The sequence below is a fragment of the Nostoc sp. C117 genome (assembly GCF_043099735.1).
In the GTDB taxonomy this organism is placed as follows: Bacteria; Cyanobacteriota; Cyanobacteriia; order Cyanobacteriales; family Nostocaceae; genus Nostoc.
This window is the reverse complement of record NZ_CP170991.1, coordinates 4,648,478-4,674,599: the sequence shown is the minus strand read 5'-3', so window position 1 is coordinate 4,674,599 and position 26,122 is coordinate 4,648,478. Positions and strand designations below refer to the sequence as shown.

At 40.2% G+C, this 26,122-nt stretch carries 27 protein-coding genes and 1 pseudogene; 15 read left to right on the top strand and 13 right to left on the bottom strand.

Going from position 1 to position 26,122, the window contains the following annotated elements; genetic code table 11:
• Positions 1–82: 82 nt before the first annotated feature.
• Positions 83–670 (bottom strand): hypothetical protein, encoded by a 588-nt coding sequence (locus tag ACFG4S_RS20225; RefSeq protein WP_392530815.1) that lies wholly within the window; start codon positions 668–670, stop codon positions 83–85.
• A 242-nt stretch (positions 671–912) separates the two neighbouring features.
• Between ACFG4S_RS20225 and ACFG4S_RS20220 the strand changes: the two genes are divergently transcribed.
• The 3 genes from ACFG4S_RS20220 to ACFG4S_RS20210 all read left to right on the top strand — a co-directional run bounded on the left by ACFG4S_RS20220 (position 913) and on the right by ACFG4S_RS20210 (position 2,263).
• Positions 913–1,449, top strand: a complete 537-nt coding sequence (locus tag ACFG4S_RS20220) for a hypothetical protein (RefSeq protein ID WP_392530814.1) — start codon at positions 913–915, stop codon at positions 1,447–1,449.
• Positions 1,450–1,590: 141 nt separating this feature from the next.
• Positions 1,591–1,905, top strand: a complete 315-nt coding sequence (locus ACFG4S_RS20215; RefSeq protein ID WP_392530813.1) for a hypothetical protein — start codon at positions 1,591–1,593, stop codon at positions 1,903–1,905.
• Complete coding sequence (locus ACFG4S_RS20210; protein WP_392530812.1) at positions 1,895–2,263, top strand: pentapeptide repeat-containing protein; 369 nt, start codon at positions 1,895–1,897, stop codon at positions 2,261–2,263. The genes ACFG4S_RS20215 and ACFG4S_RS20210 overlap by 11 nt, the downstream gene beginning before the upstream one ends.
• A 71-nt stretch (positions 2,264–2,334) precedes the next feature.
• Here ACFG4S_RS20210 and glgB read toward each other — a convergent pair whose 3' ends face one another.
• The 3 genes from glgB to ACFG4S_RS20195 form a co-directional block, all read right to left on the bottom strand.
• Positions 2,335–4,629: a 1,4-alpha-glucan branching enzyme gene (gene glgB / locus ACFG4S_RS20205; protein ID WP_392530811.1), complete on the bottom strand. Its 2,295-nt coding sequence runs from the start codon at positions 4,627–4,629 to the stop codon at positions 2,335–2,337.
• A 200-nt stretch (positions 4,630–4,829) separates the two neighbouring features.
• Entirely contained in the window at positions 4,830–5,162 is a 333-nt protein-coding gene (locus ACFG4S_RS20200; RefSeq protein ID WP_392530810.1) for a hypothetical protein, read from the bottom strand.
• An 810-nt stretch (positions 5,163–5,972) separates the two neighbouring features.
• Positions 5,973–6,191 (bottom strand): hypothetical protein, encoded by a 219-nt coding sequence (locus ACFG4S_RS20195; protein ID WP_392530809.1) that lies wholly within the window; start codon positions 6,189–6,191, stop codon positions 5,973–5,975.
• Positions 6,192–7,311: 1,120 nt separating this feature from the next.
• Here ACFG4S_RS20195 and ACFG4S_RS20190 point away from each other — a divergent pair.
• Both ACFG4S_RS20190 and ACFG4S_RS20185 read left to right on the top strand, forming a co-directional pair.
• Positions 7,312–8,013, top strand: coding sequence for a hypothetical protein (locus ACFG4S_RS20190; protein WP_392530808.1), 702 nt, complete (start codon positions 7,312–7,314; stop codon positions 8,011–8,013).
• A 205-nt stretch (positions 8,014–8,218) separates the two neighbouring features.
• Entirely contained in the window at positions 8,219–10,054 is a 1,836-nt protein-coding gene (locus ACFG4S_RS20185) for a peptidoglycan D,D-transpeptidase FtsI family protein (protein ID WP_392530807.1), read from the top strand.
• A gap of 149 nt (positions 10,055–10,203) precedes the next feature.
• Here ACFG4S_RS20185 and ACFG4S_RS20180 read toward each other — a convergent pair whose 3' ends face one another.
• Positions 10,204–10,944: a Uma2 family endonuclease gene (locus ACFG4S_RS20180; protein WP_392530806.1), complete on the bottom strand. Its 741-nt coding sequence runs from the start codon at positions 10,942–10,944 to the stop codon at positions 10,204–10,206.
• Positions 10,945–11,262: 318 nt separating this feature from the next.
• Positions 11,263–11,706 (bottom strand): pyridoxamine 5'-phosphate oxidase family protein, encoded by a 444-nt coding sequence (locus tag ACFG4S_RS20175; protein WP_392530805.1) that lies wholly within the window; start codon positions 11,704–11,706, stop codon positions 11,263–11,265.
• 415 nt (positions 11,707–12,121) lie between these two features.
• Here ACFG4S_RS20175 and ACFG4S_RS20170 point away from each other — a divergent pair, with 415 nt between their 5' ends.
• The 5 genes from ACFG4S_RS20170 (at position 12,122) to ACFG4S_RS20150 (ending at position 16,958) form a co-directional block, all read left to right on the top strand.
• Positions 12,122–12,334 carry a bromodomain-containing protein gene (locus tag ACFG4S_RS20170; protein ID WP_392530804.1) on the top strand — a complete coding sequence of 71 codons (213 nt, stop codon included), beginning with the start codon at positions 12,122–12,124 and terminating at the stop codon, positions 12,332–12,334.
• 52 nt (positions 12,335–12,386) lie between these two features.
• A complete protein-coding gene (locus ACFG4S_RS20165) occupies positions 12,387–12,938 on the top strand; it encodes an alpha/beta hydrolase (RefSeq protein ID WP_392530803.1) in 552 nt (183 codons plus the stop codon).
• A 104-nt stretch (positions 12,939–13,042) separates the two neighbouring features.
• Complete coding sequence (locus ACFG4S_RS20160) at positions 13,043–13,582, top strand: HdeD family acid-resistance protein (protein WP_392530802.1); 540 nt, start codon at positions 13,043–13,045, stop codon at positions 13,580–13,582.
• Between the two features lie 317 nt (positions 13,583–13,899).
• A complete protein-coding gene (locus ACFG4S_RS20155) occupies positions 13,900–15,972 on the top strand; it encodes a family 10 glycosylhydrolase (protein ID WP_392530801.1) in 2,073 nt (690 codons plus the stop codon).
• Positions 15,973–16,190: 218 nt separating this feature from the next.
• Entirely contained in the window at positions 16,191–16,958 is a 768-nt protein-coding gene (locus ACFG4S_RS20150) for a Uma2 family endonuclease (protein ID WP_392530800.1), read from the top strand.
• Between the two features lie 342 nt (positions 16,959–17,300).
• On the opposite strand, the gene ACFG4S_RS20145 is transcribed toward ACFG4S_RS20150, so the two are convergent.
• Entirely contained in the window at positions 17,301–18,044 is a 744-nt protein-coding gene (locus tag ACFG4S_RS20145) for a response regulator transcription factor (RefSeq protein WP_392530799.1), read from the bottom strand.
• A gap of 159 nt (positions 18,045–18,203) precedes the next feature.
• Between ACFG4S_RS20145 and ACFG4S_RS20140 the strand changes: the two genes are divergently transcribed.
• Both ACFG4S_RS20140 and ACFG4S_RS20135 read left to right on the top strand, forming a co-directional pair.
• Positions 18,204–19,268: a YheT family hydrolase gene (locus tag ACFG4S_RS20140; RefSeq protein ID WP_392530798.1), complete on the top strand. Its 1,065-nt coding sequence runs from the start codon at positions 18,204–18,206 to the stop codon at positions 19,266–19,268.
• 33 nt (positions 19,269–19,301) lie between these two features.
• Positions 19,302–19,355, top strand: coding sequence for a hypothetical protein (locus tag ACFG4S_RS20135; protein WP_392536033.1), 54 nt, complete (start codon positions 19,302–19,304; stop codon positions 19,353–19,355).
• Positions 19,356–19,381: 26 nt separating this feature from the next.
• On the opposite strand, the gene ACFG4S_RS20130 is transcribed toward ACFG4S_RS20135, so the two are convergent.
• Genes ACFG4S_RS20130 through ACFG4S_RS20120 form a run of 3 tightly spaced genes read right to left on the bottom strand, consistent with a single transcriptional unit; the run spans position 19,382 to position 19,983 of the window.
• Complete coding sequence (locus ACFG4S_RS20130; protein WP_392530797.1) at positions 19,382–19,543, bottom strand: hypothetical protein; 162 nt, start codon at positions 19,541–19,543, stop codon at positions 19,382–19,384.
• Positions 19,544–19,573: 30 nt separating this feature from the next.
• Positions 19,574–19,738, bottom strand: coding sequence for a DUF5615 family PIN-like protein (locus tag ACFG4S_RS20125; protein ID WP_392530796.1), 165 nt, complete (start codon positions 19,736–19,738; stop codon positions 19,574–19,576).
• Positions 19,738–19,983 carry a DUF433 domain-containing protein gene (locus tag ACFG4S_RS20120; protein ID WP_392530795.1) on the bottom strand — a complete coding sequence of 82 codons (246 nt, stop codon included), beginning with the start codon at positions 19,981–19,983 and terminating at the stop codon, positions 19,738–19,740. The genes ACFG4S_RS20125 and ACFG4S_RS20120 overlap by 1 nt, the downstream gene beginning before the upstream one ends.
• Positions 19,984–20,032: 49 nt before the next feature.
• Here ACFG4S_RS20120 and ACFG4S_RS20115 point away from each other — a divergent pair.
• Positions 20,033–20,239: pseudogene (locus ACFG4S_RS20115) on the top strand (esterase); the annotation flags it as partial.
• 94 nt (positions 20,240–20,333) lie between these two features.
• On the opposite strand, the gene ACFG4S_RS20110 reads toward ACFG4S_RS20115, so the two are convergent.
• Complete coding sequence (locus tag ACFG4S_RS20110; RefSeq protein ID WP_392530794.1) at positions 20,334–20,501, bottom strand: hypothetical protein; 168 nt, start codon at positions 20,499–20,501, stop codon at positions 20,334–20,336.
• Between the two features lie 264 nt (positions 20,502–20,765).
• On the opposite strand from ACFG4S_RS20110, the gene ACFG4S_RS20105 reads away from it, so the two are divergent.
• Both ACFG4S_RS20105 and hetI read left to right on the top strand, forming a co-directional pair.
• On the top strand, positions 20,766–22,013 hold the full coding sequence (locus ACFG4S_RS20105) for an ISL3 family transposase (protein WP_392530245.1): 1,248 nt from the start codon (positions 20,766–20,768) through the stop codon (positions 22,011–22,013).
• A 402-nt stretch (positions 22,014–22,415) separates the two neighbouring features.
• Entirely contained in the window at positions 22,416–23,141 is a 726-nt protein-coding gene (hetI, locus tag ACFG4S_RS20100; protein WP_392530793.1) for a 4'-phosphopantetheinyl transferase HetI, read from the top strand.
• A 141-nt stretch (positions 23,142–23,282) separates the two neighbouring features.
• On the opposite strand, the gene ACFG4S_RS20095 is transcribed toward hetI, so the two are convergent.
• Positions 23,283–24,086, bottom strand: coding sequence for an SDR family NAD(P)-dependent oxidoreductase (locus ACFG4S_RS20095; RefSeq protein WP_392530792.1), 804 nt, complete (start codon positions 24,084–24,086; stop codon positions 23,283–23,285).
• Positions 24,087–24,607: 521 nt separating this feature from the next.
• Entirely contained in the window at positions 24,608–26,122 is a 1,515-nt protein-coding gene (locus ACFG4S_RS20090) for a thioester reductase domain-containing protein (protein ID WP_392530791.1), read from the bottom strand.

Here is a 26,122-nt window from a genome sequence, read left to right as displayed (position 1 = left end):
TTACAATTGGATCTTGCGAAAGCGATAATTCGGGCATTTCCTGTCGATTGATGTTCTGCAACTATTATTTCTTGCAACCTAGTCATAAATTTTTATATTCGATATTCAGCTGGTCTAAATTATTTGAATACTGAGATATTTCGTATTTATTTGGATATTTAGATTCGCATAACTTCTGAATTGCTTGTTGGGTAATTCTTCTTTCTTCTTTTTTTCTAGCTAAATCATTTTCAATTATTTTTTTTGATATTGCAACTTTTTGTTTAAATTGAAGCGCCGATTCTTTAATATAGTTGGTCATTACACTATTAACAACTTCTGCGGCTAAATTCAAATTTGTATGGGAATATGAAATATTGAAAATATCCGTATTTGGAAGAAGTTCAACCTTTTCAACCTTTAAATTTATAATCAAATCTTCTGATGGAATATATTGACCGTTAATATCACTTAATTTCAATTCTTGAATAACGCGATTTATTATTTTAGGCGAACGAATTACATTTATTATCAGAGAATTAGAAATATTTTCTTGTAGTACTTCTTTTTTTAAAAGCAACTTACCCATTACTTGACATTTAGAATCTTCAGAAGCAAATGAAGTACCTGTCATTCCCAAGCATACTAAAATTATTAGTAATTTTTTATTAGGGTAACTAAAAATAGACATTTTAAATTGTATAAATACAAAAATAGATTATGTAATAATTATTACTATAATATCATTCAAGCTCTAAATTGTAGATAAGTAGGTTAGCGTAATTAAAACTAACTGGTTGAGGTTGTCATTTTTCTTTTGTCGTTGCTTATTGGTAAGAATTTCGTCTTTATGCAACTATAAGCAACCTTGACCCGGAAAATATGTCAGATTACTTGAATAAGTACCAAAAGTCTGATAGGAAAACCATACTGATGAGAATTTGGACTACTAGTGCTGTACTAACTTTTTCTTGGCTAATATTTGGGGTCATAGGTTCTCAGCCGATCGCGGCTAATTCTGATGTAGCACAAAAACTCACACCATTTCCGACACCAACAAGTCTGAAAAAAATTACTGTCAGTAACGCTGAGTTCGGGCTGAAGAGAGTTGACACTAAAGGTAACGTTACCATTTTCCAGACAACAAAAGTGCCACTTCAGGAAGGAAACGCCTACGGATGGCGAATTAAGCTCAACAATTACCAAGGTGAAGTAAAATGGCGCGAAGTATTACATTTACCAAAACCCCCAGAAACTTGGGGTACAGATAACGGTGAAGACTTCTCAATATCAGCAGATGGTACTACATCCGTAACACGTCGAACACAGTCGGCTCCAGATGGTGTGATTGAGAACTTTTGGACGATCGCTCCTGGCGATCCAGTTGGTAAGCATAAAATAGAGGTCTATATTGATGACCGTCTAATTAGTAATTTCGAGTTTGAAATTGTTCCAGTCAAGCAAATATAAAAGGCTATTGGGCGTTAGGAGTGCTAAGTGCTGAGTTAAGAGTTATTTACCCATACTTCCCCTGCTTCCCCTGCGCTCCCCTACTCCCCTGTATCTCTAGTATCTTAAAGATAGAAGTTTGATTTTTGTTGGGTGGCGATCGTGAATACAGAGGAATTCTTGCGATTGATTGAAACACAGCGCCCATGTCCTCAGACACTGCCAAACGCGCTGCAAGCAATGTGGTATGACAACAAAGGTGACTGGAGCAAAGCTCATGAAATAGTTCAAGATGCCAGTGATGCTGATAGTGGTTGGGTTCACGCTTACCTGCACCGCAAAGAGGGCGATTTGAACAATGCCCGTTACTGGTATCAACGTAGCGGCCAGCCCGAGTTTTTCGGATGTCTAAACCAGGAATGGGAAGAAATAACTTCTGTACTGCTAACAAAGGTGAATGTGATGCATGGATGCTGAGGAATTGAAAAGGCGTTATGCCGCAGGAGAGAGATATTTTCCAGCTGTTAACTTGAGTAGGGGTAAGCTGATTGAAGCCTACTTACCTGGAATTAATTTATGGGGATCTGACTTGAGTGGAGCTAATTTAGCTAAAGCCAAACTCTGGGGAGCAGATTTGAGTAGAACTAACTTAGCCAGAGCAAACTTAACTAGAGCGAATTTGAGCGGCGTGAAACTCAATGAAGCGAATCTTCGGGGAGCTAAACTCAAATATGCCAAGTTATATGGAGCAAATTTAACTGGCGCTTACTATGATGAAAGCACCCGTTTTTCTAAAGGTTTTGACCCCATCAGTCAAAATATGCAGAAGGTTTAAAAAGTAAAACTTTAATGCAAGAATTTTGAATTATAAAATTTTAGGGTGGGCAAGCAGCCCACCCTTTTTATTTAACCTTCCAATGCCTTAGCCGTCTTCTTCTTATCTAACTTGAGAATTAACACGCCCAAAGGTGGCAAACACAAATCCAGCGAATAAGAACGACTGTGCAATGACCAATCATCCGTCCACTTACCTCCTAAGTTGCCCATATTACTGCCGCCATACTGACGTGCATCACTGTTGAACAATTCGGTATAAAATCCCTTTTCTGGTACACCGATGCGGTAATGAGAATGGGGTTGGGGTGTAAAATTACAAACAACGATCGCAAAATCTTCAGAATCCTTGTCCCGTCTAATAAAGGAAGCTACACTATGGCGGTTATCGCTACAGTCAATCCACTCAAACCCCGGTTCGGCAAAATCCTGGGTGTATAAACTTGGTTCACTGCGGTAAAGATGGTTCAAATCCTGGAAAAATGTTTTCAACTGTTGGTGGGCTTCATACTGCAATAAGTGCCATTCCAAATCAGCCCAAACATTCCACTCACTCCATTGTCCAAACTCCATGCTCATAAACATGGTTTTCTTGCCTGGATGAGCGAACATATAAGTAAACAAACAACGCACATTCGCAAATTTTTGCCATCTATCACCCGGCATTTTGCCGATGATATTGCTCTTACCATGCACCACTTCATCATGGGACAATGCCAGCATGAAGTTTTCGCTGTGGTTATACCACATACTAAAGGTGATATTGTTTTGGTGGAATTGGCGGAACCAAGGGTCCATGCTGAAGTAGTCCAGCATATCGTGCATCCAGCCCATATTCCACTTCAAGTTAAAGCCCAGTCCACCGATGTAGGTAGGCCAAGATACCATTGGCCAAGAGGTGGATTCTTCAGCAATTGAGAGAATTCCAGGGAAATAGCTAAAGATGATGTGATTTACTTGACGCAGAAAATCTGCTGCTTCGAGGTTTTCTCTACCGCCATACTTGTTGGGTAGCCATTCTCCTGGTTCGCGGCAATAGTCATTGTAGAGCATTGAAGCTACAGCATCGACACGAATCCCGTCAATGTGGTACTTGTCGAACCAGAATAGGGCATTTGCTGCTAGGAAATTACTGACTTCATGGCGACCGTAGTTGAAAACCAAAGTACCCCATCCTTTGTGTTCGCCTTTACGAGGGTCAGCGTGTTCGTAAAGGTGACTACCGTCAAAGAATGCTAAACCATGTCCATCTTTGGGGAAGTGACCGGGAACCCAATCGACAATTACGCCAATATCATTTTTGTGACATTTGTCAACAAAATACATGAAATCTTCAGGCGTACCAAAACGAGAGGTGGGGGCATAGTAGCCAGTAACTTGATAACCCCAAGAACCATCAAAAGGATGTTCCGCAATGGGTAGCAGTTCTAAATGGGTGTATCCTAATTCTTTGACGTAAGGAATGAGTCTGTCTGCGAGTTCTCGGTAAGAAAGGAAACGTGCGCCTGGTTTGAGTTCCGAAACAATAACTACAGGTTCGGTTTCACCATTGGGCAGTCGAGCCGGTTCTGCGCTAGAAGCGTGTAACCAAGAGCCTAAATGGACTTCATAGACAGAAACTGGCTGGCTAAGGGGGTCAGTGTGACGCCGTTTTTCCATCCACTCTTTGTCATCCCAACTGTAAGCATTTAAATCAGTGACAATGGATGCCGTTTTTGGGCGGGGTTCCTGCTGGAAGCCGTAGGGATCGGATTTTTCGTAAATGTGTCCTTCAAAATTTTTGATTTCATATTTGTAATGTTCTCCCACACCGATTTCCGGAATAAATAATTCCCAAACCCCGGTAGGGCCTTTACGCATCTGGTGTTTGCGCCCATCCCAGAGGTTAAAATCTCCCAGTAATGAAACATTACGGGCGTTGGGTGCCCAAACAGCAAAATAAACTCCCTTGACACCATCTATTTCGGTGGGGTGCGCTCCCAGTTTTTCGTAAATCCGATGATGGTTACCTTCACTGAACAAATGCAAGTCAAAGTCTGTCAAGTTTGGAGAACGGAAAGCATAAGGGTCGTAGGTGACATGCTCGTGTTCTCCCTCTTTAATCCGTAACTGATAGTTTGCCAGTTCTGCGGTTTCAATCGTGCATTCAAAAAAGTGGGGATGATGGACTGTTTCCATTGGGTATTCTTTCCGTTGTTCTGGAAGAACTACCCATACAGCACTTGCATTTGGTAGATAGGCTCGCACAGCCCAGACAGTTTTGCCATCTTGTTCTATGGGATGAGAACCTAGTATTTCAAAGGGATCGTGATGCTGATTCCAAACTATACGGTTAACCTGTTCAGGAGCGATCGTGGTCATGGACATGAAGCTACCTAAGTGTAATAAAGTGATTGACTAAACGTACTTTTTTTAAATCTATATATATTCTTTACATTTATTTGCAAATTTGTCGCCACCGTTATCCTACCTCACAATTGAGTCATCAGTTTTTTTCAAGGCGGGTGGGACAAAGGGGCGGAGGCGAATAATTAATAACCCATGCCCCATACCCAATGACAAATTTCTCAAAAATTTAAAAATGGGAAAAACTGAAGTAAGCTTTTCCGTAAGCGAAGTAAGAAAATCTGTTCCCGAATTTTGGGGTCTAGTTTTGGTGGGGGTGCTTTTTGCAATTGTGCTTGTAACTGGGCATATTCAGCAGCAGTGAGGAATTTACCGTCAATAGGCGATCGCGCTTCTATGATAATCTGTGTCCGTAATATTTCTTCTGGTGTATCCTCTGGAGGGGGTAATGCTATTACTACTGATCCCCAATAACTGCTTATAAATACAAATGTAGCGCTAATTAGAATTAACAGCAGTAATTTTACTGCCTTTGTCAGTTTAAATCTCCCCATATCCTGAACTGCATTCACAACGCAGCATGAAAATCTGTTTTTCCGACGCCTCGCACCCCATATCAAATGCCCCATGCAAATAAAAATCTGGCGATATCAAGGGACATCACCAGGTCTTAATTTTTGATACAGATGAATTGTTTTGCCCTCTCTAAACTTAGCAATCTAAGCTATTCCAAATACTAAACCAGGAAAGTACCTTGCTCATAATCTAGCTTAGATTTACACAACTCAAGTCGTTTTCACTTCAAACAAGTTTCTCTCAGGCGAGAATTTTAGGCAGACCCTGGTTATGAGGATACCATCCTCATAACTAGTACCCCAGGGCATTTGTAAACCAGGCATTCCAAATCAATAAAATGCTTAAGCTATATACATGTTTGAATTTCGAATTCACGGTGGTACTAGTGTATTTTACTTCCTGCCTCAGCTAATGTTTGAACAAACTCTTGTACAGGATTAGGGAAATAAACTACCCATTCAAAAACATTGAAAAGCTTAGTTTACAAGCTTTTACATTTTAGTAGAGCTAAAGAAGCCTGAGTTTCAGGCTTCTTTACTTACATTGTGGTATTCCGTTTGCGTAGGGTCTCTGTCAGCAGAAGGGTACACAACTTCGGAATTTTGAATTTTGAATTTTGCGTACTCTATAAAAAAATTAAGCTACACCAGCCTCTTTCAGATAAGTGTTACAAGGCTATCACGCACTAACCAACAAAGATGCGGGTTTTTATCTCAACTTGATTAATTCAAGCTATGTATTTTCACTAAGCTATTGTGGGCTGATTTTAACTCAATTTTTAGAGTGCTTTATTTAGGAGTAGCAGTGGGTTTTGTTGCGGGAGTCGCTGCGGGAGTCGCTGGTGTAGTAGCAGCAGGGGTAGACCCAGCAGGAGGTGCATCAGTTGGTTCACCTGTAGCAGCTGGAGTACTAGGACTACCACCACCACCATCACCACCATCACCACACGCTCCGAGAATTGTAGCCAGACTTAACATTAGAGCCAAACCCAAGATTTTTGTTTTCATAACTCCTCTTTCACCAATTGCGGCTAGAACAATTTTTCGCCTGTTGAATACGATACCGTATTTATTGCTTTTTGTTAAATGTTGTAAGATTACATACTCAAAAAAACAACCCTTTGGGGTATTCTTTTTTAAATTATGTATCATAGAGCCATTTGATTAGTTTCTCTTGACCAGCACCAAAATCCAAAGTATTAAATTTTCTTGTCAGTCGAGCCATCATAGCAAAAAATTTGATCGCCAATAATTTAGAAGTCAGTCCTCAGAATCTAGAATGGATCGCAGTGTGACTTGTGAATGAATACAGGGGTTTAAAATCCCTTGCAAATCTATGAATTACGAATTCTAGGCTGATATGTGTCTAAATTATATAAATTAAATAAGCTGATGCGCGTCTAAAGTATATAAACACTCTTGATGGTCGTTGACTGTTGACGGTTAACGGTTAACAGTCATCAGTCATCAAGATGTACAAACTAAATGCGTAACAGCTTATAAACACTCTTTATAATCGTTGACAGTTGATGGTTGAGGTTTGACTGTTATCGGGCATCAGTTAATGGTCAACCGTCATCAGGTAAATGTAGAAGTTAAATGCGTAAGAGTTCATCTTAAATTAGTAGTATAAAAACATACTTTACTTGTCGTAGGTTCAGAAACACAGATGCAGATGCTGCGAATTCAAAATTAACAATCTCCATAAATAAATTGGCGTTGCTCCGTATCTTTTTGTTTTTCGGTGAGAATGTACTACGCCTAGCTCCGTAACTGATAAAGAGGCTTTATAACTAGCTACCAGATTTAGCTTGTGTACTTCACCTTTCTGGAAATCCGCTGTATTATAACCTCCAACTTCCTTTTATTTTTTTTTACAGAGTATTGCACCTTGCCAGTCCGCGTTGCCATACTTTAGGTGCGATATCTAAACGGCAAGCTGTGGAGTTTTTAATCGCTGATTGCAATGTTTGCAATATCTAGGCGATGGAAACATTGATATAGCTAGCTATTAGAACAGTTAAATGGGTGTAGTCTGTTATGTGTGTTTGTTCTTAAAGGTGATTTTAACCTCCGTAAAAACAAACAATCAGTTTAAAGTACAGTATTTTCCATCTCAAAAAAATTTATGGTTGTTGCTCGTAAATCAGCTGTTTCTACAAGCGTTAATTGGTTCCGCCGGGATTCTATCCTTTCTTTAAGGAGGCGACGACTTTCTGAACGTCTAGAAAAAGCAGCCCAAAGCGGTTCTATACCGACTGGTCAAGCTGCACCAATATCCTCTCCAAGACAACAGCGTTCCTCAAAAAATTTATCGGTTTCTTCTACAAATAAGGCGGTTATGCCTAAATTGATGAAAGATGTGGGCAGACAACAACTGCCGAATCTCAATGAGCTGTCAAATGAAACTCACAAGAGTCCAGAGGTAGGTTTTCTTGGTCTTCCAATAATGTCTAATTCTGGAGCAACACCACTATGGTTGCTACGTTTGTATACTTTTCATCGTTATTCATCTGTTTTGGCGTTTTTGTTAGTATTAGCAACACTTGCGGTTTATAGCTCGACAGTATATTCCCAGGAGCTTTGGAGCCAGTCCTATCGCAGACTGCAAAACCTCCAACGTCATGAGCGGCTACTGACGACAACTAACGCTACGCTAACCAACAAAATGGCAGAGGAAGCAGAACAACCAACCACAGGTCTGGTATCACCAACTCCTGAAGGGATGATTTTCTTACCTCCAGCATCTTCTGATGTTAAACCAGGATCGTCTAACACAAAGCCAAATTCGGAAACACAACAACAAAAACTCTCGCCTTTGGGATATTAAAGTGAAGAGTCATTTGTCATTAGTCATTGGTCATTGGTGATTAGTCATTTGTCATTGGTCATTGGTTTCAGACAAACAGAGAGGTTTGATTGCCGATTTTTGGTGTCACAGCCTACTACTGCGAAAAATCATGAACGGCGCTTGCCGTCAAGAAGCAGTAATTAGAACTTCAAGGACAAATGACAAAGGATAAAGGACTAACCCAATGCAAAAGTCACCAAGCAAAACAAAATTGAGAAAGTTTCGGAATTCAGCATTCACAAGGCAACAGAAGGGTTATAAACGGGGATTGTTAGGAAGATTGATCTCTAATATCCAAGAGCAAACATCTAACACCAATTCCCGACTGTTCATTGTGTGGGGTGCATTAATAGCAGCAGGGTTGGGATTAGCTGTCAACTTGTATAACCTGCAAATTGTCCGGGGGCCAAAGTTAACAGAGCAAGCACGAAATCAGCAAATGGTCAATTTGCGACCTTTTATGCCTCGTCGCCCGGTGGTAGATCGTAATAATAATTTGTTGGCGATCGATCGCCCTGTGTATACTTTGTATGCCCATCCCAAGCTATTTGACAAGTCTAATGAAGAGATAGCAGAGCAACTTAGCCCAATATTGGGAAAAGATGTTCCTGAATTGGTGAAGATTTTTGAAAGCAGAAAAAGTGGGATTATACTTGCCCCAGCTATCCCCGAAGAAATGATCGATCGCATCACTTCTTTGCGCTTAAATGGCTTAGAGTTGATTCAAAAATACTCCCGATTTTACCCAGTGGACGATTTGGGTGCCGATGTGGTGGGCTACGTGAATGTTGACCGCCGTGGTCAAGCAGGTGTGGAATACTCTCAGGAGAAGTTACTAGAACGTTCTGTGCAAACGGTGCGGCTCAGTCGTTCGGGTAATGGCGCTTTGATGCCAGATCATGCTCCTGAAGGTTTTTTGCATTTTGATGATTTGCGATTACAACTGACTATTGATAATCGTTTGCAACGAATTGCCCGAACTGCTCTCAAGGCTCAGATGGATAAGTTTCAAGCCAAACGTGGGGCAGTAATTGTCATGGACGCGTTGGATGGTTCTTTGCTGACGCTAGTTTCTCAGCCGACTTATAACCCGAATGAATACTCTAAATCTAATATTTCACTCTTTAAAAACTGGACGGTAGCGGATCTTTATGAACCGGGATCGACTTTTAAACCTTTAAATGTGGCGATCGCTCTGGAAAATGGTGTTATCAAACCAGATGATATGTTTAATGACTCCGGCTCTATTCGCGTAGCCAATTACACCATTAAAAACGCTATGCACAATGGTTATGGGCGAATCACCATCGCTCAAATCTTGCAAAATTCCAGCAACATTGGCATGGTGCAAATTATCCAACGATTAAAACCCTCAACATACTACAACTGGTTAGAACGTTTGGGGTTAGGACAAAAAGTTGATACAGATTTACCTTTTGAAGTTGGCGGTCGGCTCAAAAGTCAAGAAGAATTTATTGCTTCACCAATTGAACCAGCCACTACTTCTTTTGGCCAGGGTTTTTCCATGACACCAATACAGCTGGTACAAATGCACGGTGCTTTAGCCAATGGGGGTAAATTGGTTACACCCCATGTAGTCCGAGGTCTGATTGATACCCAAGGGCAGATGCATGATTCACCCCCTCGCACCGTACCACGCCAAATTTTCTCAGCCGCAACAGCCCAAAAGGTAGTAGAAATGATGGAAACTGTTGTTTCTGAAGGCACTGGCAAAGTAGCACAAATTCCGGGATATCGCATAGCAGGAAAAACTGGTACTGCCCAAAAAGCTAGTCCCAATGGTGGTTACATCAAGGGTGCGAGAATCACTAGTTTTGTAGCTATTTTACCAGTGGAATCTCCTCGTTATGTTGTGTTCGCATTGGTAGATGAACCAAAAGGAGAAAATGCCTATGGTTCTACCGTCGCCGCGCCAATTGTCAAGTCGGTGATCGAAGCTTTGATTCCTCTTGAAGAGATTCCGCCAAGTAAAGCCATAGAACAACAGGCAAAACCGTAGGAGTTAAAAATTAAAAACATATAGAACTCTATTTGATTTGTGAGAATTGTAAGGGGCATTTAATAACAAAATCTAGAGGCAATTTATGAATCGCCTCTACGGTAAATCAAAGTTTTTTATTCAGGCTTCTGTTGTTGCAGTAGCGATATCTACGACGGATTACTCCTACGTAATCTTTCTAGTTCTTGTTCTGCAATCTCAGCACGTTGGCGTTCTTGTTCAGCGCGTTGGCGTTCCTGTTCAGCTTTCTCAGCACTCCAAAGCAGTAAATTTCCGCCTTGATCCCACCATCGCAACCAATTAGTAGTTATCCCTAATCGATTACCATACCAAATTCCTAAAGATAGATTTAATTCTGGAATCGAATACTGTCCTTCATTGTTAGGCTGTTGCAAAACATATTGCCCTGCTTCCAATCGACGCACTTCTAGCAAACTACTTGCTGGATCAAAAATCCCATATACAGGAACTTTGAGAATATGTTCGTAGAAATACAGTTTGCCATATGGATAAGTTGGCCGTACAGAATATTCGCCGGTATCGGTTTCTGAGAGGAATGCCATGACGATCGCCACGGGTTCTCCTTCCAAAATAGGCGTATAGCTACGGCGCAGAGTACCTTGAGGCACGGGGAATACTTTTGGGACAAACAACCAATCAGGCGCTTTTACTACCGTTTTTTGATTCACCTTTGCCACTAAACCAAAGTTTGAGGCAATCAGCATTTCAGAAGTGATTAAGCTTGCTTCTCCAAGTGCATCGGTCAGAGCAGCTGCAACAAAAGGCTGTTGAATGTTTTCCACCGGTTCATCAGGTAAAACAAAGTCGTCAGGGAGTTTTTCCCAGGTAATGACGAGATTTTGCGTCGATGGAGTGAGTTGCAGAATCACTGCGTTTCTCCAAAATTGATATAATTATTTTTTTATTGTATTTCGCATTTATAGTGAATTCTCACTACTGAGTTCTGAATTCTTCTTTTTAAAATTTTTCTTGAATCATAATCATAGAGCTTGAGAGTCTCAAGCTCTGGATTGCCTTAGGATGTATTAAACAGACCCAGCTCGATATTGTGTAGTACTTGATCGCTACAAATATCACTTAAGCGTATTGAAACCGATGTAGATTAGCTATATTAAACTTGTTACAGTAATTCGTAATCTAATTTTTAACTACGAATTACGAATTAGTAATTAGTTAAAGCCGTGGTGTCAAAAAACTAATTTTTGTGGCTTGAAGCTTGATACACTATCCCAATAATTAACCTGATTAATATTCACCTTGAGCAGAGCAATATCAGCTTCATCTAATCCTTTAGGAAACCAAGTTTGAAGTTCTGGCTTCCATAGTTCTCTCATTTTATTGCGATCTTGTACAAGTTGTGATGTACCAGAAATAGAAATGAATCGCTGCTGTTCAGGTGAAACAAAACTGACATTGACTTGGGGATGATATTCAACCTCAGATACTTTATGAGAATCGCTATATGTAAAAAACCAAAGTGTGGCATCAGATTTAATCTCACCACTCATTGACATGGGGTAACTATGCAAGCTACCATCCTCATCGACAGTGGTGAACATACCATAATCAATGTCTTTGATAAGTTCACAAAACTTTTGAATATCTTGAACATGTTCTGTAGAAGTTGTCATTGGCTGTATTGTTTTCTATTTTATTTTCTGGAGTGTAATTTTTGATTACAACCAGGGTTAAAGACGGCAAACTCATCTTTCAGTATTCACGTTTTTAATTTGAATTGCGTGAGTCTAGAGGTGGAATTATATTAAAGTTAGCTTTTTTATTTATATCTATAGAGATATTGTTTTGAGATTATAATCGTTGACAGTTGACGGTTATGCTCATCAGTCAACCGTCATCAGGTAAATCTACAAGTCAAATGCCTAACAGCTTATGACTATAGCAATTACACTTGCGATGTCTCATTCATAACTTGTTGTATACCCTCTGAATGAATCTCTTCAACCTATAGCAGGAGTGTCATTTTCCATTCAGCGCCTACGATAAATAACTAGGCAATCAAATCGCAGTATATCTGCCTTTCAACTTATGGACTGGAAGTACAGGTGGAAAAATGGCTATCGACCAAGCCGAGATGAAGCGGCAAAAAACCCTCATTTATTAGATGAAAGCCAGTTCGAGAACGATCGAGACCGCAAGCTAGCAGAAGAATCTGCAAGAAAGCATTTAGGCATACCTGCACCAACCTTAGACGAAGAGAAGTCTATATTACCTCATGCCGCGCCTAATGAAGAGGCTTAACATAAGACTTGGATATCAAGCTCCGCACAATCCTATTATTAAGTTCGACGAGATGCAGATTTATCAACTTTTGAAGCGATTCAAAAATCAAAAATTCACTAAGTTACTTACTCAAACAGTAGCTTTAGGCGTAGGCGCGATTGTTCTATTTTCAAGTACTAATGCTAACGCTGCTGAGGAAGTTGTTCTCAAGTATGGCAACTTTCAGGGGGAAATATCTGTTCAAGAATTAAATCAGTTTGTAGAAACTGGCAAGATTACCCCGACATTAAGGGCTTATTTGCAAACAGCTCAACAAGAACCTGCATTAGCTCGTAAAGCACTGAAAGCTCCAATAAAAGCCGACCCCGCTTTTTTAAATAACTTACTATCTAGCTGGGCTGGGCCAGTTTTGGTTAACCAAATTGGTGAGGTAGTTCACCCTCCCGCAGGACAATTAGACGAACAAGCACTGCGAACCGCTTTAAGTACATCTATTAAGCAAAATGGTGAAGTCACACTGCTTGGAGCTATTCAGAATTATCCAAGTAATTCTGTTGAACTGGAAGGCGATCGCCTGATTACTGTTTATCAGCGCCTAAGCGATCTTGCAGAGCTTTTGTGAGTGTTAGTTACTGCTGAAATTTAATACCGATGGGTCTATCTTAAGGTTCTACTCTGGGATTGAAAAATTTCTTAATGTAATTGTAGAGTTTAGAGTTCAAAGATATGACAACTGATGTTTCTAAAGATCTTAAGAAGGAAGTTAATGGGGCACTGATAACTGGCGGTCTTTTGAGCATTTTGGGGATTATTGCGATCGCTTTGCCTAGTTTCACTACCCTATTCGCTGAAACCTGGATTGCAGCAATTTTGATTTTCGGAGGGTTTACAAAACTAGTTTATGCCACTCAAACCCGTGACCAAGGAGGTTTTATTTGGAAACTTCTATTAAGCGGACTCTATATTGCAACTGGCTTAATGCTGTTTGTTTATCCTTTGACGGGTGTTCTCACCTTAACTTTATTGCTTGGTAGCTTTTTGCTAACTGAAGGCACATTCGAGTTAATTCTGGCCTTCCAATTACGTCCTCAAAATAACTGGATATGGGTACTAGTTGATGGCATTATTACCCTGGTTTTGGGTGCAATGATTTGGTTTCAGTGGCCTTTCAATGCGCCCTGGCTTCTAGGAACACTTGTTGGTGTCAGTATTCTCTTCACTGGCATTTCACGCGTGATGTTCTCATTGAATGCGCGTTCTACCTAAATGGGGACTAGGGATTGGGGACTGGGTATTGGGGACTAAAGGAGATAAATAAAACTCCTCACTTTTAATTCTTAACTCAGCGCTCTTAACGCCTAATCCCCAGAATGCTTTTCGATTAAGGTTTTTCGATGAAAATTTTAGAGCGCTAAAAGATGCAATAAATCATCACAAAGACAAAAAGACTGAATGATTGTATAGACGGCGATTCATCGCGTCTCTTGCCTTAACCGAACAGTATTACTGGCTATGCCTACGCCAACAAAATTGCTAAATTAACAAAGGTAATCAAAATCCAGGCTAGCTAGCTGCAATCAACAATGGTATCTATTACTACTCCCTTCTCGGATATTCAAAACCATTGGGCACGCTTATTTATTACAGCCTTAGCCCAACGTGGTATTGTCAGTGGGTTGCCTAATGGGACTTATCGCCCCGATAACTCACTCACCCGTGCTGAGTTTGCCACCATCGTCGCTAATGCATTTGGGATAGTCTCCAAAAAGCGGCAGTATGTTCCGTTTGTTGATGTACCTAGTAGTTTTTGGGCAGCAGGTGCCATTCAAACAGCTTACGAAAAAGCATTTATTAGTGGATTTCCTGATAATACCTTCCGTTCTGCTAACCGAATTACGAGAACGGAAGTTTTAGTTTCTTTGGTAGCAGGGTTGGAAATTGCCACGAAGGTAAAGCCTGACCTCCTTTCAACACTTCCACAAATCTACCAAGATGCGGTTCAAATTCCTGATTATGGCAAAAATCATATAGCGATCGCTACTAGCGCTGGATTGGTGGTTAATTTTCCAAATCTGAAATTACTCAATCCCAATCTCGCAGCCACCCGTGCAGATGTGGCTGTTATTATTTATCAAGCTTTGGTTTATCTGGGTAAGGCAGAAAAGATAGCCTCTAATTATCTTGTGGTATCACCGATAGTCACGCCAACGCCCACACCCACACCGATACCAACACCCACACCCACACCTACGCCCATACCTGCCGGAAGCGTTAAGCTAAATCATAGTCGGGAGTTCAGGGGAGTGTGGGTAGCATCTGTGTGGAATAGTGATTGGCCTTCCAAAGCGGGACTTTCTGTTGCCCAACAAAAAGCTGAACTCACTGAAATTATTACTAAATTACAAGCGCTAAACTTCAATGCCCTCATCTTCCAGGTGCGACCAGAGGGAGACGCGTTGTATGAATCCCAGTTAGAGCCTTGGAGTGGTTGGATTACCGGAACCCAGGGAAAAGCACCGGAACCATTTTACGATCCTTTAGCATTTGCGATCGCAGAATGTCACAAACACAATATTGAACTTCATGCTTGGTTCAACCCTTACCGCGCCAGCACTTCCACCGACCCCGCGAAAACCGTCCGTCCCCACATAGCAGTTACCAATCCAGAAGCCGTTTATTTGTGGAAAACTCAACGCTGGATGGACCCCGGACTAAAAATAGTTCAAGACAGGGCTTACAACGTCATTCTCGATGTAGTAAAGCGCTACGATATCGATGGCGTTCACTTAGATGATTATTTTTATCCATATCCCATTGAGGGACAATCTTTTCCCGATGACAAAACCTACGCTGCATACAAGGCATCAGGTGGTACACTCGGCCTTGGCGACTGGCGACGGGACAATGTTAACAAAATGATACAGCGCCTCTCTCAGGGGATTAAAGTAACTAAACCTGATGTTAAATTTGGTATTAGTCCCTTTGGGATTTATCGCCCCGGACAACCCGCTGGTATTACTGGGTTGGATGCTTACAATGTGCTGTATGCTGACTCCAAGAAATGGTTAGAGCAAGGCTGGATTGATTATATCGCCCCTCAACTTTACTGGCGCACAGACCAACCACAACAAAGTTATCCTGCATTGTTAAAGTGGTGGACAGACGTAAACACAAAGCAAAGACACGTTTATGCTGGCAACAATCTCACAGAACCAAGCAACAAGAGTCGGGAGAGTGATGAGATTGAAAAGCAGGTGAAAATTAGTCGCAGCGAAGCTGGACAGTTGTCACTAGGAAATATCTTCTTTAATCTCAGTGTTTTAACAGAAAATAGTCAGGGTATTGCTGATAAATTTCAAAGTCTGCTTTATAACAAACCTGCTTTACCTCCGACTATGCCTTGGCATGATACAACACCACCCCCACCACCTACCGGACTAGTAGTCAATAACCGCAAACTCAGTTGGGAGCCTGGAGATAATCAGCCGGTTCGTTCTTGGACACTTTATCGGCAAACTGGTGATACTTGGACAATTCAGCGAATTTTGTCAGCTGGCACAACCTTCGCTACCGTTCAATTAGCGGGAACTTATGCTGTGTGTGCGGTAGATAGGTTGGCGAATGAGAGTTTAGGAACAGTTATTACAGTTAGTTAACAGTCATTAGTCATTAGTCCAATGAGTAATGACTAATGACCGAATTTTAGATTTTAAATGCAAATACAGTAGTGAATATGAGAAGCCAGTGGTGTTTGCAAAAGCGATGATGAGATTATGCAATCGCAATATTTTAGCCAAAAGCGATACACTCGGAAAAATCGGGCGATCGCTTAATATAAAAATATCCGCAACGCCCAGCCAACAGGTGAAAAGCTATGTCAGAGACTATCCTAGCTGCACCAGATATTCAACTCCCACCCACCCAAGCAGAATTACCCTACGATGACGGTATTCCAAGGGAAAGCGCACGCCATAAAGCCCAGATGGACTTGCTGATAGATGCTCTCATCCCTTGGTTGGAAGAACGAGAAGATGGGTTTATTGGCGGTAATATGTTCGTTTACTACAGTCTGGCGCAGGTGCGAAACAAAGACTTTAAAGGCCCAGACTTTTTTGCTGTGTTGGGAGTTCCGAAAGGAGAACGACGCAGTTGGGTAGTGTGGGAAGAGGGGAAAGCGCCAGATGTAGTTATTGAGTTGCTTTCTGACAGCACAGCCCAAGCAGACAAAAACTTCAAAAAACTGATTTATCAAAATCAAATGCGTGTACCGGAATATTTTTGGTATGACCCTTTTAATCCTGATGATTTGGCTGGTTTCTCTAATGACAAAGGAGTTTATCAACCCATCGCCGCAAATGCTCAAAATCAGTTGGTGAGTCAATCTTTAGGGTTAGCATTGCAGCTTTGGCAGGGAAATTATAAAGGTATTAATGCTACTTGGTTACGCTGGGCAATGTCCTTAGGGGAATTACTGCCAACTCCGGAAGAACAAGAACGCCAAAGGGCAGAACAAGAACGCCAAAGGGCAGACAAAGCAGAATCACAGTTATTACAAACTGCACGCAACTTACTTGAGTCTGGGATGACAGTGGAACAGGTAGCTAGGTTAACAGGTTTAAATAAATCGGAAATAGAAACGTAGAATTCAGAAGCGTCTCCCGTCAGAATTCATTCTGAGCCAATACTGCACGCTTTGTGCATTTTTAACTCGGAATTGGGTTTTGGGAAAAGGTTAAAGGGTAAAGGTTAAAGGTTTTTTCTTTCCCCTTTCCCCCGCTCCTTATCCCCTTCTTGGGACCCCACCTTCTCCTTTTCCCCAAAACCCGACAAGTATTGCATTCTGAGCCGATTGTGGCAACCACCGCAATATCTGAAAATAGCTTAAAAGCTAGTATAAAAGTACGTATAATTCATAAGGTAGCACAGATGTGCTACCCTACATTGCACTTAACTAACCCTGGCACTCAGCACTACTTGGGTGATTTCATTCAACGACTGTTACGGAAGCTCCCTCTGCTGCTGGAGGTATACTGGGTAACTCAAGACAGTATCCTGCACCATATACTGTCTTAATATAGCGGGGGTGGCGGGGATCTGGTTCTAGTTTGGTTCGCAAGTGGCGAATATGGACTCGAATGGTTTCAATGTCGTCATCAGGATCGTAGCCCCAAACTTCTCTGAGGATTTCGCTGGGGGAAACTGTTTGACCGTGGCGTTGTAGCAAGCAGTGAAGTAACTCAAATTCCAAGTGAGTTAATTTCACTGTTTCACTGAACCATATTGCCTCAAATCTTTCGGGAACGAGGGTAAGTGAGCCATAGTTGAGAATCTCACTGTGTTTTGCTGCTTGGGGAATGCGGTCAGTACGTCGCAAAAGTGCCCGCACCCGCGCTAGCAGTTCTTCAACTTCAAAAGGTTTGGTAAGGTAGTCATCTGCGCCAGCATTAAAGCCTTCCACCTTGTCCTGAGTTTGGCTCAAAGCCGTCAACATTAACACGGGAATCTCAGAGGTGCGATCGTCTCGGCGTAAGCGTTGGCAAACTGTAAACCCATCTACCCTGGGCAACATTAAATCGAGCATGATCAAGTCTGGTTGTAGCTGGAGAGCCAGCGCTTGACCTTTGATGCCGTCTTCAGCTTGACTAACATCGTAGCCAGCCATTTCCAAGTTGACGGCAACTAGTTCTGAAATCGCTGGGTCATCGTCTATGACAAGAATCCTCGGCATTCTTAAAAAATTATTACTACTTATTAAGGATAATTAACAACCTTTGATAGATACAAAGATTTTTGAATCAATGATGAAAAAGTTTTTAAATCTTACATAAATATTAAGATTAAATGACTGTGAAATCAAGACTCAACTACACGAAATCTTTATAGTCATATGATGTGTTATACTGCCCCCTACAATCCGTCTTGGTTTTTACAAAACGGTGTGATGATGACTGTATACACCGCTTTGTGGGGAAAACATTACTGGGAAAGTACCACTAAAGACCCAGAACCGTCTTATCACGAACAAATTTTTATTGGTGGCCAGGGTGTGCCAATTTTTGGCTTGGTTGCTATCCCGGAAAATGCTCATAGTACGATTATCGGTACTTATGGCATTACTGGAGATTTAGAGACGGAATGGTTTTTGAGGGTAGTAGGACGTAAAGCCTACGCTCAAGGATACGCTGTGGTGTTGTTTGATTGGCGTGCCCACGGCAAAACTGCCGAATTATCCCCGACTCTGACCTCTGATGGTTTGTATGAGGGAGAAGATTTTGTTCGTATCGCCGCTGCTGCTAAGGGAATGGGATGTCCGAGTAAATTTTGGTTTACAGGGTATTCATTAGGAGGACAATTGGCGCTATGGGCGGTGAAGGTGGCTGGTGAGGTGATTCGGGAGTATGAAGATTTAGGATTAGAAGATAGCGATATTGGCGGTGGTATGGTGATTTGTCCGAGTTTAGATTCGGAGCGATCGCTATCTTATCTAGTTAAACAGCCCTTAGGCAGATATTTGGAAGTAGCAATTGCCCAGAATTTAAAAAAACTGGCCTGGCGGATACATGATGCTCATCCTGGAAAGCTTGACTCAGCAGCGATTGAACGGGCGAATAGTATTTGGGGTTTTGATAATGAATTAGTAATTAAACGATTAGGTTTTTCTTCTGTGGAAGCATATTACCAAGCTAGTAGTGCTTTACAAATATTGCCCCAAATCTCGAAACCGACTTTGATTTTATATGCTGCCGATGACCCACTTTTCGACCCAGCTATCATACCGGAATTACAAGAAGCGTGCGATCGCAATCCCGCAATAGATTTGTTACTCACTCAATACGGGGGTCATGTTGGCTATTTGAGTAGTAAAGAGTGCCAGATCCAAATACAAGACCCCGATCTTTGGTGGGCATGGAATCGGGTTTTACAATGGTTGGAAAGTCAGCGTAATTTGTAATTTTTTATTTATTATTTTAGTCCAGATGGCAAAATGTTAGCTAGTAATAGTTCTGACAGGACTATTAAAATTTGGCGATTAGTCTGAGTCAGTCGCTTTCAAATAAACCAATATTAAGGTAACGGACGCTGACGTAATTGTGTACGCTCAAAAACTGTAAAATATCCTTCCAAAACTAATCCTTCTACGCTCAACAAATTTAGTAAATCTTGTGCAGGTGCTTCTGGCATTGCAGGAAAGTAGCGAAAATAAACCAAACCTTTTGGTACTGCCATCCGCAGCCTATAAATTAATTCACCATAATCTCAGTCAAAAGTCAAAATAATTCTTTCTTCACGTACAGCCCGTTCCAAAACTAGCGAATCTTCCGCACCAGGAGCATCTTCGCTACCATAAGCTACATCATAATCAGCATCCCGCAGGCGTACTACACTCATCATCGGGAAATTTTCATTTGCTAAAAATCGCATCACGCTGACTCAGATAAAAACGGTAGCATATATAAAGATTCATCTCGCATACACTCAGCAACAAACACAAACATAGCTTGTACAGCTTCTGGTGTTACAGTTGGATAATTATCCAAAATTTGCTGTATCGTCCAACCGTTAGCAAATAAACCAAGTATAAATTCAACAGATAATCGTGTGCCTTTTAGTGTTGGTTTACCCAATAAAATTTTGGGGTCAGAATGGATATACTGTTGCCAGTCCATAATCACTAATTTTTGATAGCCAAGGTAATAATTAAGATTTTATCTAAAAAACTATCCACTTTTCGACCCAGATATCATACCGGAATTACAAGAAGCTTGCGATCGCAATTTCGCAATAGATTTGTTACTCACTCAATACGGCGGTTATGTTGGCTATTTGAGTAGTAAAGAGTGCCAGCGCCAAGTAAACGATTCCGATCCTTGGTGGGCATGGAATCGGGTTTTACAATGGTTAGAGGGAAAACGAATAGAGTAATAGGCGAGACGATATTCTAGTTGCGAGGATGCACGACGGATGGAGTCGTATTGCTTGGAAGCCCAAAATAGAGAGGATGGCATTGACTAAGAAGCTACCACAATATCATTGGTAAACCAGCAATAACAGAAGCAATACCTGTCCAGAGAGTAAAACGCGCAATATCTAACTCATCCAAAGCAACGCTCATTTGCCTAATTGCTAATAGCAGTGCTGCCAGTAGTAGTATAAAGAAGGCAAAGTACTGCAAATTAATTATCATTCATCCTCACTATGTTCTACAAAAAAGTAGTCCTAATAGGTTTTTAACAAGTTTTGGCAAGGTTTTTTTGTTCCAGATTTAACACTTTCTCACAAAAACTATGGTTCTTCAGCACTTGTTATGCTAAATTGTTAGCCAAAAAGCTTAATAAATAAAAATAATCGTATCAGCTATTGAGAAAAAACTTTGACCTAATTGACTTATAAAGCATATTTGTTGTTAGCTGTAATTACAAGAGAAATATTTTTTGGTGTATTTACAGTCATGAATAGGAAACAAAATATTAAAATCCTAACAGCGCTTCTTGATTTAAAAGATGTGAAAGTTATATCTCATCGGATTCATGAGGGGATAGGAATGATTTTACAAACTGAATCAACAAAATCATACAGTAATTGTCCTCGCTGTGGTACAAAAAGCCATAGATTACATCAAAATCATCGATACGTTGTTAAAGACTTACCTTTTGGAGAAAAGCCAGTATTTTTAGAAATAAATAGGAGACAATTCAAATGTGAAAAATGTGAAAAACCGTTTAGTGAAAAGCTAGATTTTGTAAGTAAGAAAAGAACTTATACAAAACGGCTAGCAGACAAGATAATACAAGATGTTGTAGAAAATGATATTCATAGTGTAGCAAATAAAGGGATAGTGACAACAGAAGAAATAGAAAGAATGTTAAAAGATGCCTCAGAAAAATTATCTGATAACAAACCTGATTTTATAAAAAGGCTTGGAATTGATGAAATAGCTCTAGTTAAAGGCAAGGGTAATTACTGTGCAGTATTAATAGATTTAGATACATCTAAATTAATAACTTTGTTAAGTGGGCGCACACAAGAGGTAGTAAAGAAAACCCTTATAGAGTGGGGAACTGAGGTTTTAGCACGAATTGAGGAAGTGAGTATAGATTTGTGGGTAGGTTACAAAAATGTAGTAACAGAATTAATGCCCAATGCTCAAGTAGTAGCAGATAGATTTCATGTGATGACACAAATCAATAAAGAACTAGATACACAAAGAAAACAAGAGAAGCGGAATCTAGAAGAATTAGTTAAAAAAGCGCAATCATTATCAAAAAAATCTAAGTACGAAAAAGTATTGTCGGGACTAAAAAATAGTAAATACGTTTTATTGAAAAATGAGTCAGACTTAAATGAAGAGCAGATAAACAAACTTTATCAAGTGAAAAATTTATCTCCTATTCTCAAAGAAATGCATGAATTAAAAGAAAAAATTAGAAAGATTTTCAATAAGACAGATAACTGGTATCCGGGAGTTTTTAAACTCGGGATGTGGTTAGCAAAAGCTAAAAAATATTTTCCCAAGAGTAACAATACTATTATCCGTTGGTTTGATGAGATTATTGCTTACTTTGATAATGGGACAACTAGTGGTGTTGTGGAAGGCATTAATAACAAACTTAAGCTAATTAAACGTTCCGGCTATGGATTTAGAAACTTTGATAATTTCCGAGTTAGATGCTTGTTAAATTGGCATTTAAACTATTAGTTAAGCATATTATGTACTGAAGAACCAAAACTATTTACCAGTGAAGATATATCTACTTCAGAACACTTGCAAACATTGCTTGTAGTTACTTTGAGTAATATTGTAATAGCTAATGTTATAGCCAAAATAAAATTTGTGATTCTCTCTCAGGGGATTTAACCTGGATTTGAGAAGCGTACATCTAGAGTAATAAATTATAATATTTAGCTGGCAAAAGCAATAGCGGTTACCTGTATTTATGTTTACAGCTAGATTTAATATCTAACAACATCTATGGCAGATTCTAGGAAAAATACGCACAGTTGTATATAGTAATGCTAAAGCGTCAAACCAGATCCACCCATAATAATCGTCGTAATTAAACAAACTATTAAAGTACAACTCCCTTGACTTTTTGACTCAATGACCGCTTCTAATGATATTTGGCTACCTGCACCGACGGATTTAACTTTGCTACCGGATGAGATTCATGTCTGGCGCATAGACCTTGAGCAACCGGAAACACAACTGCAAAATTTAGCAGCAACTCTTTCCAGTGACGAAACAGCTCGTGCTGGACGGTTCTATTTTCAGGAACATCGACAGCATTTCATCGCTGGTCGCGGTATTCTTAGAACTATATTAGGTCGTTATTTGGGTATCCAGCCCTTACAAGTGCAGTTTAATTATCAACAGCGTGGCAAACCAGTATTAGCAGATAAATTTGCCGATATTAGGCTGGAATTTAACTTGTCTCATTCCCAAGGGTTGGGTTTATGTGCGGTGAATTGCACCCACCCAATTGGTGTAGACCTAGAATATATTCGCCCGATGTCTGATTTAGAAGCTCTTGCCAAACGGTTCTTTTTACCGAGAGAATATGAGATGTTGCGATCGCTCTCTCCCAACCAACAGCAAAAGGTATTTTTCCGTTACTGGACTTGTAAGGAAGCATATTTAAAAGCAACTGGAGACGGACTATCCCAGTTAGAGCAAGTTGAAGTATCGCTAACTCCCACAGAACCAGCCAAGTTACAGATAACTGAAGATTGGAGTCTTTTTGAACTAGTACCTGCTAACAATTATGTTGCTGCTGTTGCCATAGCAAATTATGGCTGTAACTTAAAATGCTGGCAATATGAATCCTAGTAATTAGTCATTAATTATTCTTTCTCCCCTTGCACCCCCTGGTTACTGAATCTCGACTCACTTCAACGCCGCTCAGTGCAAGTCGCTCGATTTGAGCGTAGTCTAAATGAGCCGAAATGAGTCGAAGTATGCTCCCCTTGCTCACTTATCCTCCTGCATATTTCTCACAATTTTTGTTACCAGCTTTCTGGGTACAAATCTGACGCTTTTTGCAAGTAGTTTATTCATAAAACCAGGAATGACAATGGTTTTGCCCTTCATTAAGCCGCGAAATCCAATTTCGGCTACTGTTTGTGCATCCATCATCCTTTTACTCTTGAGCATCTTAGAGTCTGCCATTCCCGTTCTTTCATGAAAGCCAGATGCAGTTGAGCCTGGGCAAAGAACTGTCACAGTGACACCTGTACCTTCTAATTCATTAGCGATCGCTTCTGAAAAAGATAAGATATAGGCTTTAGTAGCAAAATAAACCGCCATCAAAGGTCCTGGTTGAAACGCAGCAGCCGAAGAAACATTCAATATTTTACCTTCACCTTGCTTTACCATGTGCATTACAAATAGCTTGGTTAAATGGGTAAGGCACACCAAATTTACCTGTAGCATTTCTAATTCAGTAGCTAAGTCTGTTTCGTGAAATAATCCATAGATACCAAATCCGGCATTATTTACCAGCACATCAATATTAATATCAACGAGTTGCAACTCCGTGAAAATTTCTTCAGGAGCAGTTGATATTGATAAATCCTTAACAAGAGTTTTGACAAAAATCCCAAATTTTTCTGGGAATTTAGCTGCAATTTCTACTAGCTTTGACCCGTTTCTGTCTACTAAGACCAAATTGTAATCATGAGCAGCAAAAATACATGCTAATTCATAGCCAATTCCACCGGCTGCCCCAGTAATAAGAGCAGTTTTTTTGCTCTGATCTTGATGTTTTGTGTTCATGTAAGAATGTTAGTGAATTCAACTTGATGAAGCTACGTTGCATTTACAGTGGTTCTCGTTCTACAATTAAGTACGCGTAATATCTGAACTAACGAGAAATATCTGAGTTATTACCCTTTCAAATGCTTGTGTGGTTCATTAGATAGATGTAGCAGTCCAAACGTAAATTTAGGACTTATGCATCGAAAAAGCTAGGCATTAAAGAAGCTTGGTTATTTCCGACTGCTAGCGATCGCTTTTGATTACTCACAAAAGCAAGCGGGTAAAATTAAACTTTTATGCCAGACACTAACCATTCTATCCTCGATTGCTTCTGTCAAGAGGTGAATACTAAAAATTTACATGATTGAGCATAAAAAAACAGGGCAATTATATTGCCGCTGTTAATGTATGAGTTATTGCTGGCATCTGAAATATCGGCTATTCAGTAGTACTGAGTTTTAAAAAACATGGACTAAATAAAATTATTTTATGGGATGTGTTACGTTTTCCATAACACATCCTATGTAAGTCGTGAACTCCTAAACGATATTCAAGAAGCCGCTTTGAATCAAGTAGGCGGTGTAAGTCATAAACAATTGAGAATCAATTGGCGGACAAGTAATAGAACTACCTGCCAATGCATGAAGAGTATCTTGGCAGCTAATATGGGGTCTTCTAGCTTGTAAATACAAATCAGGAATAGTCAGTTGTTCATCAGACCAACGTTCCAGTAAAAATGGTCGCAGAGTGTATAAAGGGTTGTCAGCAGAAGACACATTATTAATTAACTCCGATTGCCATTTTTCATAAGGAATCATCTCAATTGAATAACCAAAAGAGCGTATCCACTCAACTAGCATTTTTAAAGCGGCGGGTTGGGGATGTTGTAAATTGAAAGCCTTACCTATAGATTCTTTTTGGCGTGATAGATAAACGATCGCTTTACTTACATAGTCTACAGGTGACATATCCAACATATAATCTACATCAGGGAAATATCCCATTTGTAGACAGCCCTTGGTCATCAAGTTGATAAAGTCGTGTGTGTTACAAATGCCTGTTTTGCTATCACCTGAAATCAGTGGTGGTCTGTGAATAGTTACAGGAAGTCCACGGTCACGAGCAATTTTAACTAACTTTTCAGCTACCCATTTAGTTTGAGAGTAACCAAGATAAATACCTTCCCAATGATTGAATTCATCCTGTTCTTTGACAACCTTGCCAGCATAAGCAGTGGATTCAAAAACAGCAACACTAGAAACGTAATGTACAGGCTTGACTTTAACTTGACAAGCTAATCTCAAAACTTCTTGAGTGCCTAAAACATTGGCTGCCTTCAGTGCAGAGTATGGGAAAACATAATTCAACAAAGCGGCACTATGATATATAGTATCAATATTTGCAGCTAAGATTTGAAACTGTTCCGAACCAATACCTAACAAAGGTTGAGATAAATCGCCGACAATCGGAATAATTCTGGATGTAAATTCTTCCTGCCAAATAGCATACTGTTCCAGATTCTTTTGGAGTTTGCTTTTGCCTTCTTCGGCATTAGCAGCACGCACTAAACAATAGATATCCGCATTGGTTTCTTGTAGCAATTCCCGGATGATAAAAGCTCCTAAAAAGCCTGTTCCTCCAGTTAAAAATATGTTCTTGGGTTCACCCACAAGTACATTAGATGCAGCGCCGGGATTGATGGTAGGGTCAAGAACAGCCTCAGCACCTAAATCTAGAACAGAGGGTGCAGCATTGGCATTAGAGGCTGTCACCTTTGTATCTTGAATTGGTGAACCTTCTTGTACTTCTTCAGCTAAACGCTGTGAAAGAGCTTCAATATTTGGATAATGCCACAGAAGCAACGGAGATGGTTGAAATCCGAGCAACTTTTCTAAGTTACTTACTAGAATCATTGCTTGGGCTGAATCCAACCCATAGTTTTCTAAATGTTCTTTGACATCTATTTCATCAGTTGCTACTCCTAGCAACTTAGCTAAGTTAGATACCAAAAATATTTGAATATCGTCTGCTGTGAAAGACTGTTTTATAGTCAT

What these genes read in the sequence shown, in the direction of transcription:
- hetI (WP_392530793.1), top strand. Translation starts at nt 22,416, where the DNA reads ATGACCGCTTCTAATGATATTTGGCTACCTGCACCGACGGATTTAACT.
- ACFG4S_RS20120 (WP_392530795.1), bottom strand. Translation starts at nt 19,983, where the DNA reads ATGGACTGGCAACAGTATATCCATTCTGACCCCAAAATTTTATTGGGT.
- ACFG4S_RS20150 (WP_392530800.1), top strand. Translation starts at nt 16,191, where the DNA reads ATGTCAGAGACTATCCTAGCTGCACCAGATATTCAACTCCCACCCACC.
- ACFG4S_RS20140 (WP_392530798.1), top strand. Translation starts at nt 18,204, where the DNA reads ATGATGTGTTATACTGCCCCCTACAATCCGTCTTGGTTTTTACAAAAC.
- ACFG4S_RS20210 (WP_392530812.1), top strand. Translation starts at nt 1,895, where the DNA reads ATGGATGCTGAGGAATTGAAAAGGCGTTATGCCGCAGGAGAGAGATAT.
- ACFG4S_RS20155 (WP_392530801.1), top strand. Translation starts at nt 13,900, where the DNA reads ATGGTATCTATTACTACTCCCTTCTCGGATATTCAAAACCATTGGGCA.
- ACFG4S_RS20090 (WP_392530791.1), bottom strand. Translation starts at nt 26,122, where the DNA reads ATGACTATAAAACAGTCTTTCACAGCAGACGATATTCAAATATTTTTG.
- ACFG4S_RS20225 (WP_392530815.1), bottom strand. Translation starts at nt 670, where the DNA reads ATGTCTATTTTTAGTTACCCTAATAAAAAATTACTAATAATTTTAGTA.
- ACFG4S_RS20145 (WP_392530799.1), bottom strand. Translation starts at nt 18,044, where the DNA reads ATGCCGAGGATTCTTGTCATAGACGATGACCCAGCGATTTCAGAACTA.
- ACFG4S_RS20125 (WP_392530796.1), bottom strand. Translation starts at nt 19,738, where the DNA reads ATGCGATTTTTAGCAAATGAAAATTTCCCGATGATGAGTGTAGTACGC.
- ACFG4S_RS20175 (WP_392530805.1), bottom strand. Translation starts at nt 11,706, where the DNA reads ATGACAACTTCTACAGAACATGTTCAAGATATTCAAAAGTTTTGTGAA.
- ACFG4S_RS20130 (WP_392530797.1), bottom strand. Translation starts at nt 19,543, where the DNA reads ATGGCAGTACCAAAAGGTTTGGTTTATTTTCGCTACTTTCCTGCAATG.
- ACFG4S_RS20160 (WP_392530802.1), top strand. Translation starts at nt 13,043, where the DNA reads ATGACAACTGATGTTTCTAAAGATCTTAAGAAGGAAGTTAATGGGGCA.
- ACFG4S_RS20200 (WP_392530810.1), bottom strand. Translation starts at nt 5,162, where the DNA reads ATGGGGAGATTTAAACTGACAAAGGCAGTAAAATTACTGCTGTTAATT.
- ACFG4S_RS20220 (WP_392530814.1), top strand. Translation starts at nt 913, where the DNA reads ATGAGAATTTGGACTACTAGTGCTGTACTAACTTTTTCTTGGCTAATA.
- ACFG4S_RS20170 (WP_392530804.1), top strand. Translation starts at nt 12,122, where the DNA reads ATGGACTGGAAGTACAGGTGGAAAAATGGCTATCGACCAAGCCGAGAT.
- ACFG4S_RS20195 (WP_392530809.1), bottom strand. Translation starts at nt 6,191, where the DNA reads ATGAAAACAAAAATCTTGGGTTTGGCTCTAATGTTAAGTCTGGCTACA.
- ACFG4S_RS20110 (WP_392530794.1), bottom strand. Translation starts at nt 20,501, where the DNA reads ATGATAATTAATTTGCAGTACTTTGCCTTCTTTATACTACTACTGGCA.
- ACFG4S_RS20185 (WP_392530807.1), top strand. Translation starts at nt 8,219, where the DNA reads ATGCAAAAGTCACCAAGCAAAACAAAATTGAGAAAGTTTCGGAATTCA.
- ACFG4S_RS20105 (WP_392530245.1), top strand. Translation starts at nt 20,766, where the DNA reads ATGAATAGGAAACAAAATATTAAAATCCTAACAGCGCTTCTTGATTTA.
- glgB (WP_392530811.1), bottom strand. Translation starts at nt 4,629, where the DNA reads ATGTCCATGACCACGATCGCTCCTGAACAGGTTAACCGTATAGTTTGG.
- ACFG4S_RS20165 (WP_392530803.1), top strand. Translation starts at nt 12,387, where the DNA reads ATGCAGATTTATCAACTTTTGAAGCGATTCAAAAATCAAAAATTCACT.
- ACFG4S_RS20190 (WP_392530808.1), top strand. Translation starts at nt 7,312, where the DNA reads ATGGTTGTTGCTCGTAAATCAGCTGTTTCTACAAGCGTTAATTGGTTC.
- ACFG4S_RS20095 (WP_392530792.1), bottom strand. Translation starts at nt 24,086, where the DNA reads ATGAACACAAAACATCAAGATCAGAGCAAAAAAACTGCTCTTATTACT.